The sequence below is a fragment of the Pedobacter segetis genome, assembly GCF_016623585.1.
Taxonomy (GTDB): domain Bacteria; phylum Bacteroidota; class Bacteroidia; order Sphingobacteriales; family Sphingobacteriaceae; genus Pseudopedobacter; species Pseudopedobacter segetis.
Map to the genome: position 1 here is coordinate 1 of NZ_JAEHFY010000010.1, position 12,019 is coordinate 12,019.

At 35.2% G+C, this 12,019-nt stretch carries 8 protein-coding genes and 1 tRNA gene; 1 reads left to right on the plus strand and 8 read right to left on the minus strand.

All coding sequences use genetic code 11. The features are described from left to right. Nucleotides 1–1,423: 1,423 nt before the first annotated feature. The 6 genes from I5M32_RS08095 to I5M32_RS08120 all read right to left on the minus strand — a co-directional run bounded on the left by I5M32_RS08095 (nucleotide 1,424) and on the right by I5M32_RS08120 (nucleotide 7,189). Nucleotides 1,424–2,278 (minus strand): AMP nucleosidase, encoded by an 855-nt coding sequence (locus tag I5M32_RS08095; protein ID WP_200585728.1) that lies wholly within the window; start codon nucleotides 2,276–2,278, stop codon nucleotides 1,424–1,426. 47 nt (nucleotides 2,279–2,325) lie between these two features. Next, entirely contained in the window at nucleotides 2,326–3,567 is a 1,242-nt protein-coding gene (gene clpX, locus I5M32_RS08100; RefSeq protein ID WP_200585729.1) for an ATP-dependent Clp protease ATP-binding subunit ClpX, read from the minus strand. After that, nucleotides 3,567–4,265 (minus strand): ATP-dependent Clp protease proteolytic subunit, encoded by a 699-nt coding sequence (locus tag I5M32_RS08105; RefSeq protein ID WP_262895594.1) that lies wholly within the window; start codon nucleotides 4,263–4,265, stop codon nucleotides 3,567–3,569. The genes clpX and I5M32_RS08105 overlap by 1 nt, the downstream gene beginning before the upstream one ends. A 188-nt stretch (nucleotides 4,266–4,453) precedes the next feature. After that, entirely contained in the window at nucleotides 4,454–5,797 is a 1,344-nt protein-coding gene (tig, locus tag I5M32_RS08110) for a trigger factor (protein WP_200585730.1), read from the minus strand. Nucleotides 5,798–5,872: 75 nt separating this feature from the next. After that, nucleotides 5,873–5,954 (minus strand) — tRNA-Leu (locus I5M32_RS08115). A 446-nt stretch (nucleotides 5,955–6,400) separates the two neighbouring features. Further along, complete coding sequence (locus tag I5M32_RS08120) at nucleotides 6,401–7,189, minus strand: ABC transporter substrate-binding protein (protein ID WP_200585731.1); 789 nt, start codon at nucleotides 7,187–7,189, stop codon at nucleotides 6,401–6,403. 30 nt (nucleotides 7,190–7,219) lie between these two features. On the opposite strand from I5M32_RS08120, the gene I5M32_RS08125 reads away from it, so the two are divergent. Then, a complete protein-coding gene (locus tag I5M32_RS08125) occupies nucleotides 7,220–8,557 on the plus strand; it encodes a hypothetical protein (RefSeq protein WP_200585732.1) in 1,338 nt (445 codons plus the stop codon). Between the two features lie 94 nt (nucleotides 8,558–8,651). Here I5M32_RS08125 and kdsA read toward each other — a convergent pair whose 3' ends face one another. Together kdsA and recQ are read right to left on the minus strand one after the other, a co-directional pair. Then, nucleotides 8,652–9,461, minus strand: coding sequence for a 3-deoxy-8-phosphooctulonate synthase (gene kdsA / locus I5M32_RS08130; RefSeq protein ID WP_200585733.1), 810 nt, complete (start codon nucleotides 9,459–9,461; stop codon nucleotides 8,652–8,654). A 284-nt stretch (nucleotides 9,462–9,745) separates the two neighbouring features. Next, the gene (gene recQ / locus I5M32_RS08135) at nucleotides 9,746–11,935 is read right to left on the minus strand and encodes a DNA helicase RecQ (protein ID WP_200585734.1); all 2,190 of its coding nucleotides are present in this window, start codon (nucleotides 11,933–11,935) and stop codon (nucleotides 9,746–9,748) included. Nucleotides 11,936–12,019 lie beyond the last annotated feature (84 nt).

A 12,019-nucleotide genomic window follows, 5' to 3' on the forward strand; every position in this document is an offset into this window, starting at 1 on the left:
ATCCCTCCGGCCCGCTGCTTGGTATCTCTCTAAAGAACTTATCGCCCCGTAACCTCTCGGCCAGGGCTTTTTATATGATTTACCACTTACGTGGTTTTTTTCAGTTTGTTAACTAAAATCGCTCTAGTTATTTTCCCGTTTGATTGGGGTGCAAAGATATGATTATTAATTTAATCTTAAAATCTTTTTTTTATTATTTTTCATCTTTTTATTTGATGAAATTCTTTTTTGAACGGGCTGCAAAAATGTGGTTAATTTTTTGATTCTACAAATCTATTTTCAATTATTTTTTGCTTATAATTTTATATGGATTTGTTTAAAATTATCCGCTTAGAGCATTTCAAATTACCGCCTTCCTTGCGATTGCGGAGTGCAAAGGTGGGATATTTATTTATTAGCTGCAAGGTATTTTATATCTTTTTTTGAAGTTTTAGTTAACCTGTTGATTATGTGTCAAAAAAAAAATTCCATTTGGCTTTAAAGAAGATTAATGATTGTCTCAAATAAGTTTTAACTGATTTTTATCTTTTTAAAAATCTAAGAGCCTGTTTAAAATTTAATCTAATAATTTGTTTATGCTTACCGCCAGAGGTCGGTCAGGCTTTTTTGGCTGTAAATGCGTTAAATTTTTCGTTTTCTTAAGAATCAATCTTTATCGGTGCTCAAGAAAGCTCTGCTTTTTTCGAGATAGCTCTTCTACTATCTCTATAAAATTTGCCTCTTTTCGCTCAAAAAGACAATAAGCCTTCTTCTTGAATACTTTAAAAGAACAATAAACAGAAGATAAAAAAATATGGTATAAACATTTTTACGATACAAACTTAAACCGGCTCTTAGCAGATGAGTTGTTAGATAATTTATTGTTGTTTTAGTAAATTAACGTGAGTTTTGGGGCTTTTCCTGAAATAGTATCATGCCTAAAACTATATAAAATGGTCATTTTTGCTTTTGCACACAGCCCTTTTTCGTTTTTTTAGTGGTATTTTATCGGAACTCAAGAATACAAGTATTTCTTCTCTGCCGGGCAATGGCAGGCAATTTTTTCTGAAAAGTACCCAAACCCGAGCGGGAAGAACACATGAAAGCTTATAAAAACAAATAAATACTTGAATAAACTCTCGCCTACGCCGGTTGCTACAATTGGTTGCTATTATTTCTTCATGGTTTCCGCAACCGCCAAGGGCGAAAAGAGACTCAACTAAGATCAGTGCTTAGACTGGATAATAACCACAGAACCAAAACTCACATTATATTATTAATTAGATATACGGCAAGCTGAACTAGACAAGTTTAAATTATTTGCAACGAAGGAGGTTAACTAAACCCGATAGCAATGAAAATGCCCCTTTTTTGGGGGGGCATTGTAATGTATAGCGGGGCTGCAATTGCCGAAGAATGGTAGCAGTACCTTTTCAAAAAAAAATTAAAACTTTAGATGCTTGACTGTTTGACCATTGTTTTTGAGTTGTAACAATGAATCTATACCTATTCTTAAATGAGACTCGACCTGTTCTACGGATGTTTTGGAAGCGTCGTTCTCTGCCGTTTTAACTCCTTCTGGTATCATTGGCTGATCTGAGACCAGCAATAGTGCACCAGATGGGATTTTGTTTGCGAAACCTGTTACGAATACAGTTGCGGTTTCCATATCAACGGCCATTGCCCTTAATTCTTTAAGGTATTTTTTAAATTCGCGATCATGTTCCCAAACACGGCGGTTGGTTGTATAGACCGTACCTGTCCAATAATCCCTAGAATGCTCGCGTATGGTTGTTGATATTGCTTTTTGTAGCGCAAAAGCTGGAAGTGCGGGGACTTCGGGATGTAGATAATCATTAGAAGTACCTTCGCCACGGATTGCTGCGATAGGTAAAATAAGATCCCCTATTTCGTTTTTCTTTTTAAGGCCACCGCATTTACCTAAGAACAATACTGCTTTTGTAGGGATTGCGGTTAGCAGATCCATCATGGTTGCCGCAAGTGGGCTGCCCATACCAAAGTTTATGATCGTAATGCCGTTTGCCGTGACGCTTTGCATGGGCTTATCTAGGCCAAAAATGGGTGCGTTACCATGCCATTCTGAAAATAGCTGTACATATTTTGAGAAATTTGTTAACAATATATATTGCCCAAACTCTTCTAAGGGCCTACCAGTATATCTCGGTAACCAATTGGCTACTATATCTTCTTTAGATTTTAATCCTTTTCTGACGGGAGTTTTTACTTCTTTGGATGATGTGCTAACTGTTTGCTTTTTTATATCTTTTTCTTCATTCATAAAATTATGTTTTAAAAAAAAATCCCGATTTCTTCGGGATTTTATGTTTATGCAGCTTTTAATTTTTTAAGATCTGATTTTTCAAATTGCTCCCTGGCATAATTTAGATCGATAATTAATTTCTTATCTTCTTGTTTCTGCGAGGGCATCTCGAACATCGCATCAATCATGATTGCTTCACAAATGGATCTTAAGCCCCTAGCTCCTAACTTAAACTCCATTGCTTTATCAACTATGAATTCGAAAACATCTTTTTTGAATTCTAACTCGATGTTCTCATAACTGAACAATTTGGTGTATTGTTTTACCAAAGAATTTTTAGGTTCTTTTAAAATACTCAATAAAGTTTCCCTATCTAAAGGATTTAGGTGCGTTATAACAGGGACACGGCCTATCAATTCTGGTATCATACCGAATGACTTTAGATCTAGTGGTGTTATGTATTTATATAGGTTCTTTAGATCTATATCGTCCGTATCTGCCTTAAATTTATAACCAACTGTTTGAGTTCTTAATCTATTGGCGATTTTCTTTTCGATACCGTCAAATGCACCACCGCATATAAAAAGGATGTTGTTGGTGTTAACGGGGATCATTTTTTGATCTGGGTGCTTTCTACCGCCTTGAGGGGGTACGTTTACAACCGTACCCTCTAAGATTTTCAATAAAGCTTGCTGAACGCCTTCACCAGAGACATCTCTTGTTATTGAAGGGTTATCGCTTTTGCGGGCAACTTTATCAACTTCATCTATATAAACTATCCCTCTTTCTGCTGCATTGACATCGTAATCTGCCGCTTGCAATAGCCTGGTTAAGATGCTTTCTACATCTTCGCCAACATAACCTGCTTCTGTAAGAACGGTTGCATCGCAAATGCAAAAAGGAACATTTAAAATCTTAGCGATGGTTTTAGCCAACAATGTTTTGCCCGTCCCGGTTTCACCAACCATCATGATGTTAGATTTTTCAATCTCTACCTCGTCTTTACCGATTTTCTGATTTAATCTTTTATAATGATTGTAAACAGCAACTGCTAATACTTTTTTAGCATCGGTTTGACCAATGATATATTGATCTAGATGTTCTTTGATTTCTAATGGTTTTAGCAGCGTGAGCACAGGACTCATGTTCTTTCCTTTTTTTAAGGTAAGTTCTTCTGCCAAGATATCATTTGCTTGCCCGACACATTTATCACAAATATGTGCATCTAACCCGGCAATCAGCATTAAGCTATCTTGCTTACCAGCACCACAAAACGAACATTTTATATCTTTTTGATTTTTAGTCATTATTTTTCTGAGTTTGCAACTAATATTTCATCAACCATACCAAAATCTTTTGCTTCGTTTGCTTTCATCCAATAATCCCTATCAGAAGCTTTTTCTACCCATTCATAAGTTTGGCCAGAATGTTTTGAGATGATATCATACAATTCTTTTTTCAATTTTAGCATTTCGCGTAAATTGATTTCCATATCTGATGCTACGCCTTGTGCGCCACCTGATGGTTGGTGGATCATGATACGGGCATGAGGTAACGCGGCTCTTTTGCCTTTAGTACCTGCACACATTAAAACCGCACCCATTGATGCTGCCATACCTGTACAAATTGTAGCTACATCTGGCGAGATAAATTGCATGGTATCATATATACCTAAGCCTGCATAAACCGAACCGCCAGGGGAATTGATATAAATTTGAATGTCTCTTTTGGCATCTGCAGATTGCAAGAAAAGCAATTGAGCTTGAATGATGTTTGCGTTTTGATCATATATGGCATCACCTAAAAAGATGATCCTATCCATCATCAAACGGGAAAAAACATCCATTTGCGCTACGTTTAATTGACGCTCTTCTATTATGTAAGGAGTCATCCCTTGAGGCCTAAAAACGCCTTGAGTATTATTGATATATTTATCTATATGTAAACCACCGATTCTGTGGTGCTTTACCGCATATTTACGAAATTCGTCTTTATCTATTTTCATATCTTTATGTTATGTTAATTGATTGTTATTATAAAACGCCAAATTGAATATTTGTTTTAATAATTACCAATATACTTAATCAAGTATAGGTAAAATTTTATTGGTTAGAAATAATATCCGAATTTATATCTTATAAAAAAGGCAGCCTTTTTGGGCTGCCCTTTAAAGTATTATCAGAACAGTTGTAATTAATAAAGTTCTTGAAATTTATTGTATGTAATGTCTTTTTTGTCTAAAGTGATCACGGTTTTTAAATAATCGAAAACTTTTTGCGCTTTTACTTCATCAAAAATACGGTTAGCGTTTTCTTTATCTTGCATAAACTGCGCAGTGTATTGGCCTAGTTGTTCTTCTGAAAGCGGTTGGGGGCTGTACATTCTGAACTGGGCATCTAATCTGGCTTTTGCCAATTGGTAAACGTCTTCATATTTGATCTCTATTTTATGATCTTTCATGATCTTGTTTTCTACTAAAGTCCAACGAAGGTTTTTAGCGAAATCTTCGTATCCTTTTTCCAGCTCCTCATCAGTTACCTCTTTGTTTGCTATTTTTAACCAACGCTTTAAAAAATCATTTGGCAAAGGCATATTGGCCTTTTCTGATCCGTACTTATAAAGGTCTGCTGCTAATTTCTTATCAGCGTCTTGAGCCATCATGGTTTCTAGCTCTTCGGTTATTTTTGCTTTAAATTCTTCTTCGGTTTTAACGGTGCCTTCTCCAAAAAGTTTATCGAAGAACTCTTGGTTTAGATCTGCCTCTTCTAGGCGGTTTATGTTTTTAACGGTTAACTTAAAGTTAGATTTTGGGATGATCGGATCTTCATCTTCTAATTTCAATATTTTAGCCAAAAGTTTTTCATCATCAACGGCGGTAACTAAATCAAAAGAATCTATTACGTCGTTTTTTTTAAGGCCAATTAAAGATTTTAGGATCTTTGCGTCTTTTACTGCATCCAACCTTAACGAAGTGGTAACGTTGATCCCGTTCTCTAGTACAGAACCATCGGCGCTAAGCTGAATAAACTCCCCAAAGATCACGTCTCCATCTGCCACTGCTTCTGGATTTGTCATTTTGCCATAGCTTCTTCTGATGCTTTTGGTGCGTGAAGCTAAAGTTTCTTCGTCAACCTTAATGTTATATTGGGTTAGTTTGTCTTTAGAGGTAAACTCAACATCAACTTCTGGGGCAAGGCCTAATTCATAATTGAATACAAACTCATCGTTATAATCCCAATTGAAATTATTGTCTTCTTCTTTAGGCAATGGCTGGCCCAATATTTCAATCTCGTTTTGCTGTATGTAGTTATTTAAAGATTCTGAAAGCAAAGTATTTATTTCTTCTACCAAAATACTTTTGCCATAAGTTTTTTTAACGTGTGCCGGAGGAACCATGCCAGGACGGAAACCCGGGAGTTTCATTTTTTTTGCCTGATCTTTGATGGTTTTGTTTACTTTTTCTTGATAATCGTCTGGAGAAATTTTAACGGTAACTATCGCATTCAAATCATCGGTTTTTTCCTGTGTAATATTCATTATTTGGTGTTTTTCTTTTTCGTTTTGTTTTGATACAAAAATCCCCCCCGTATAATGGGAGGGATTGGATTTATGTGCGGAAGAAGGGACTCGAACCCCCACGCCGTGAAGCGCCAGATCCTAAGTCTGGTGCGGCTACCAATTACGCCACTTCCGCATTTAGGATTTTTAAAGAATTAGTATGTTTCTAATTCGGATTGCAAAGATATGATTTGTTAATGATGTTGCAAATGTTTTTTATATTTTATTGATTGAAAAGATTGTTGTTTTCGTGATTACTCAGATTATGGGATTGCTCAGATTGTTTTGCTTTCGTGATTACTCAGATTATGGGATTGCGCAGATTGTTTTGTTTTCGTGATTACACTGATTAGGGGATTGCACAGATTGTTTTGCTTTCGTTATTACTCAGATTAGGGGATTGCACAGATTGTTTTGCTTTCGTTATTACTCAGATTAGGGGATTGCACAGATTGTTTTGTTTTGTTTTCGTGATTACACTGATTAGGGGATTGCACAGATTGTTTTGTTTTGTTTTCGTGATTGCACAGATTAGGGGATTGCACAGATTGTTTTGCTTTCGTGATTACAAAGGTTTAAGGGTTATAAAGATTTAGATAGTTTTTGGAAATAGAACGCCGCTTTTAATAACCTGCTGCCGTACCAACTGAACATTTCTCCATCTACCAGTTTTATGATCGCTTTTGGCCACATATTTTGAAATTGTTTTACGTGTTTTGTTTTGAATGGATAAGGTTCTGAAGAAAGCAGTACAACTTCTGGGTTTAGGGCCTTTAATTGTTCTTGAGCTAATTCTGGATACCTTTTTTCTTCAATAATATTTGTTAAACCACAATATTTTAGCATTTCATTGATAAAAGTTTGGTTGCCAACCACCATTTTTGGGCTTTCCCAAATAAAATATAATGCCTTTTTTAAACTATCGTTTTTGGTGGCCAGGTTTTGAAAGTTAAGTTTGATCTGATTTTTTATGACCGATGCCTCTTCATTTTTATTGGTCATCTCTCCTATTGAGATTATCATCTCTAAAGCATCTTTCAAATTATAAATATCGCTCATCCACACCGGAAATTCTTTCGTAAGGGTTTCGATATCCTGTTTTTGGTTCTCTTCTTTATTACCGATGATCAAATCTGGGTTTAGTGCCCTTATCTTTTTTATATCGATTTTTTTTGTACCTCCTATTTTGGTTGTGGTTTTAAATTTATCTTTGGGATGGATACAAAATTTGGTAATACCTATAATTTCTTCGCTTAAGCCTAGATCAAACAATAATTCTGTTTGTGACGGTACAAGAGAGATTATTTTTATTGGAGGAAAGTTTATAGTAACTTCTTTACCTAATTGATCTTTAAAAGTTTTTAATTTCATTTGATAAATATATTAAGGCAATCATTTTTGATGGATAAGATTAACGATAAATTATCTTTGCAATGGGTTTTACTTCTAACATTTTATACCATAGGGTTGTTAAACTTAGGATATTTTTATCCTGAAAGAAGTGATACTTTTTCTGTCTGGTCGGGATTTTCCTTTCTTTTTATTTCTTACTTTATCATTCTGTATAAATTTAACGATGCAAAACATCAATGGCAAAATTATTTCTTGGCCATTTTTGCTAGGTTACTTTTACTTTTCTATTTCCCTCATTTGAGCGATGATATTTATCGGTTTGTTTGGGATGGAAACCAAATTTTGCATGGCATCAATCCTTTTAGTTATACGCCTAAAGAATTAATGACTTTTCATTTTGATTGGGTAGATCCCCAATTATTCTTGAAAATGAATTCTCCAAACTATTTCTCTGTTTACCCACCCATAAACCAGTTTGTGTTTATGTTAAGCGCAATTACGGGCAAAGGGAACCTGTTGGCTTCTGTAATGATTATGCGTGTAATTATTTTAGCTTTTGATATTGGAAACATTTATCTAATAAAAAAACTATTGATTTATTTTAAAAAGGATGAGAAACTTGTTTTTCTTTATGCCTTAAACCCTTTGGCTATCGTAGAATTTACGGGAAACCTTCATTTTGAAGCAGCTATGATATTTTTCACTTTATTGAGTATTTGGTTTTTACTCAACAAAAAATGGGTTTGGGCTGCTGTTTTTTTAGGCTTTGGGGTTTGCACAAAACTTTTACCTATTATATTTCTTCCTTTCTTCATTAGATATATTGGGTTTAAAAAAACGATTTACGCTGGTTTAATCTGCGGTACCGTAATTGTTATTTTATTTCTTCCGTTAATATATAATATAGAACTGCTAAAAAACTTTATCTCTAGCATACAACTTTATTATGGGAAATTTGAGTTTAATGGTAGCTTTTATCAGATTTTTAAATTTATAGGTTGGGGCATATTGGGATACAACCCGATAGCCTATGTAAGCAAAATTTTAATCGTTTTAACTTTAGCTGGCTTTACGATAGCCTATATTAAAAGTAAAAACATTGTGGAGGGCATTTTCTGGATGATGTTTAGCTATTTAATGTTTAGCGCTATTGTTCATCCCTGGTATATTTTAATCTTGGTTGCCTTTACACCTTTTTTAAAATGGCGGTTTTCTTTGGTCTGGTCTGTTCTGATTTGTTTGAGTTATTATACTTACCGCATTTTACCATATGATGAAAGCTTGACATTGGTTTGTGTTGAATATGTTTTACTGGGTTGTTTTTTGGTTTATGAATTGTTTAATCACAGAGGCCACGGAGATTTTTCACGGAGAGCACAAAGTTAAGGTGCTTTCTTTAACCGCTGAGGACGCTGAGTTCACTGAGCTGGGTGAAGAAAGATTTGTGGATTTTATTAATGTTTATATTTTTTATGAATTCTTATAAAATAGCTTCTCTTACTCGTATTAATTTCACTAATAAATCTTCTAATAAATTTAGTTCTAGCATATTGGCAGCATCAGATTTTGCGTTTTTGATGTCATCGTGGGTTTCTATAAAAAGGCCATCTGCACCTACCGCAATTGCAGCTTTAGCAATTGTTTCTATCAAGGCTGGCTTGCCCCCAGTTATCCCGGTTGTTTGATTTGGTTGTTGTAAAGAATGCGTACAGTCCATCACAACAGGTACATTAAAAGACTTCATTTCAGGGATACCCCTGTAATCTACTATTAGATCTTGATAACCGAACGTATTGCCGCGATCGGTTAAAATCACATTATTGTTCCCGTTCTCTTTAATCTTATCTACCGCAAATTTCATGGAAGAGGCAGATAAAAACTGACCTTTTTTAACGTTTACATATTTGCCGGTTTCTGCAGCTGCAAGCAATAAATCTGTTTGTCGGCATAAGAATGCTGGTATTTGCAACACATCTACATAGGCTGCTGCCATTGCGGCGTCTGTGCTTTCATGAATATCGGTAACGGTTGGCACATCAAATTGTTTCCCTATTTTCTCTAAAATTTTCAAAGCTTTCTCATCACCAATTCCTGTAAAAGAATCTATCCTTGATCGGTTTGCTTTTTTAAATGATCCTTTGAAAATATATGGGATTGCTAGTTTATCTGCAATCTTTACAACTTTTTCGGCAATTCTTAGGGCAATGTCCTCTCCTTCTATTGCACAAGGCCCGGCCATTAATAAAAAGTTTTTAGAATCTTTGTGTTTGATTTTGGATAGGTTAAGCATATTTTATTTGTGTTGAATGATTGGATTTTGAACGATTGGATTTTTGATTTACAAAATGCTCTATTTTGATGATGGATGAATTAGGTTTGCGTTAGGGATAGTAACGGCATCCTTTTTTGTTTTTCGGCTGTGCTTATTGATCACAAAAACACCCTTCTTTGTACTATAAAATTAAGACGCACAGAACCACAAAAAAGATACAGTGAATAGCCCGTTAAAACGCCCAAATTTTAATATAACTTTGAAGGATAGCCCGGGTGCTGTTGCCAAACACTTAAAAAATCTCAATTCCCTAACTCTGACATAAACTTGATACGCATCAACTGGATTTCTTCGCGATTGTAATCATCGGAACCTAGTTCTGCCAAGGCATCATCTATAGAATCTACCTCGGCGGTTTTAAAATAATCAAAAACCTCGTCTTGCCTATCTTCATCTATCACTTCATCTATAAAATAATTGAGGTTTAGTTTGGTACCCGATCCAACGATTGATTCTACTTCTTTTAAAATATCTTCGTAGCTGATGCCCTTTGATGCGGCGATATCCTCTAAAGAAATATGGCGATCTATGTTTTGGATGATAGAGACTTTTAAGGCCGATTTATTTGCTGTTGTTTTAACCACAAAATCAATTGGGCGGTCAATATCGTTCTCTTCAACATATTTTTTGATAAGCTCTATAAAAGCAGCCCCAAATTTGATGGCTTTGCCATTTCCAACACCAGAGATATGCTTCAATTCATCCATATTAATTGGATAATGGGTGCACATTTCTTCCAAAGATGGATCTTGGAAAATAACAAATGGCGGTAAATTCTTCTGTTTTGCTATTTTTTTCCTTAAATCTTTGAGCATTTGCAAAAGCTGAGTATCTAACGCTCCGGTCCCTTGTTGTGATGTGTCGTCATCATCTGTTTGGGCAGTTTCCATTTCCCTGTTTAAAATAAAACGCAAAGCGTAAGGGCTTTCTAAAAATTTTTCTCCAGATTTAGATAATCTTAATAAGCCGAAATTATCTACGTCTTTTACGATGAAATTATCTAAAAGTGCCTGCCTTAAAACAGATTTCCAAAGGTTAAGCCCTTGTTCTTTGCCGCTACCGAAATACTTTGTTTGATGATGCTTATAAGACTGGATCTGCGCTGTTTCTAACCCCATTAAAACATTGATGATGTAGTTATCATCAAACTTATCCGCGTTTTCTTTGATGAAGTTTAAAACAATTTTAAGAGGCTCTTCTGCACTAAAATATTCTTTTTTTGCCCTGCAGTTATCGCACATGTTATTGCAGCCAACTTCATTAAAGTTTTCTCCAAAATAATGTAAAATTTGTTTTCTTCTACAAACCGCCGATTCTGAATAGTCTATAACCTCTTTTAATATCTGGGTACCTATTTCGCGTTCTGAAACAGGCTTATCTTTCATAAACTTGGCTAGCTTATCAATATCTTTTTCAGAGTAAAAAGCAATGCAAAACCCTTCGCCGCCATCTCTACCTGCCCTACCCGTTTCTTGGTAATAACCCTCCATGCTTTTGGGTATATCATGGTGGATAACATAACGCACATCTGGTTTATCTATCCCCATCCCAAATGCGATGGTAGCAACAATCACATCAACATCCTCCATCAAGAATTTATCTTGGGTATCTGCCCTCACTTTGGGCTCTAAACCAGCATGGTATGGTAATGATTTTATTCCGTTTATGGCTAAAGCGTTACTAACTTCTTCTACTTTTTTGCGGCTTAAGCAATAAACGATACCAGATTTGCCCGCATTGCCTTTGATATATTTTACAATTTCTTTGATCACATCTCTTTTTGGCCTTACGTCATAAAACAAATTAGGCCTATTAAATGAAGATTTGAAGAGGTTAGCATTGGTCATTTGCAGGTTCTTCTGGATATCATACTGAACTTTTGGTGTTGCCGTTGCTGTTAAAGCAATTAATGAAATGTTTTCTCCAATGTTATTGATCACTTGCCTGATCTTTCTGTATTCTGGCCTAAAATCATGCCCCCATTCTGATATACAATGTGCTTCATCAATGGCTACAAAAGAAATCTTCAATAATTTTAGAAAATCTATATTATCTTGTTTAGTTAAAGATTCTGGGGCAACGTAAAGCAGTTTGGTTTCACCGGATAGAACATCATCTTTGACTTTTGCAGTCTCAGATTTGTTTAGCGATGAATTTAAGAAATGTGCGATGCTATCTCTCCCACCAAATGCCCTTAACTGATCAACCTGGTTTTTCATTAGGGCGATAAGCGGAGAAATAACTAGGGCCGTTCCCTCGCTCATTAATGCTGGCAACTGATAGCAGATGGATTTACCGCCGCCCGTGGGCATAATTACGAATGTATCGTTTTTCTCTAAGATGCTGTTAATGATGGCCTCTTGATCACCTTTGAAATTATCAAACCCGAAAAAAGTTTGTAAGTTGTCTATTAAAGATTTTTTAATCTGCATTATTAAAGTCAAAAAAAACAGTCCATACTGATTTTGATTATCAAAATAACATATTTTTGTGAAATAATAGTATTAAAATTATAA

What these genes read in the sequence shown, in the direction of transcription:
- I5M32_RS08095 (WP_200585728.1), bottom strand. Translation starts at nt 2,278, where the DNA reads ATGAATGAAGAAAAAGATATAAAAAAGCAAACAGTTAGCACATCATCC.
- clpX (WP_200585729.1), bottom strand. Translation starts at nt 3,567, where the DNA reads ATGACTAAAAATCAAAAAGATATAAAATGTTCGTTTTGTGGTGCTGGT.
- I5M32_RS08105 (WP_262895594.1), bottom strand. Translation starts at nt 4,265, where the DNA reads ATGAAAATAGATAAAGACGAATTTCGTAAATATGCGGTAAAGCACCAC.
- tig (WP_200585730.1), bottom strand. Translation starts at nt 5,797, where the DNA reads ATGAATATTACACAGGAAAAAACCGATGATTTGAATGCGATAGTTACC.
- I5M32_RS08120 (WP_200585731.1), bottom strand. Translation starts at nt 7,189, where the DNA reads ATGAAATTAAAAACTTTTAAAGATCAATTAGGTAAAGAAGTTACTATA.
- I5M32_RS08125 (WP_200585732.1), top strand. Translation starts at nt 7,220, where the DNA reads ATGGATAAGATTAACGATAAATTATCTTTGCAATGGGTTTTACTTCTA.
- kdsA (WP_200585733.1), bottom strand. Translation starts at nt 9,461, where the DNA reads ATGCTTAACCTATCCAAAATCAAACACAAAGATTCTAAAAACTTTTTA.
- recQ (WP_200585734.1), bottom strand. Translation starts at nt 11,935, where the DNA reads ATGCAGATTAAAAAATCTTTAATAGACAACTTACAAACTTTTTTCGGG.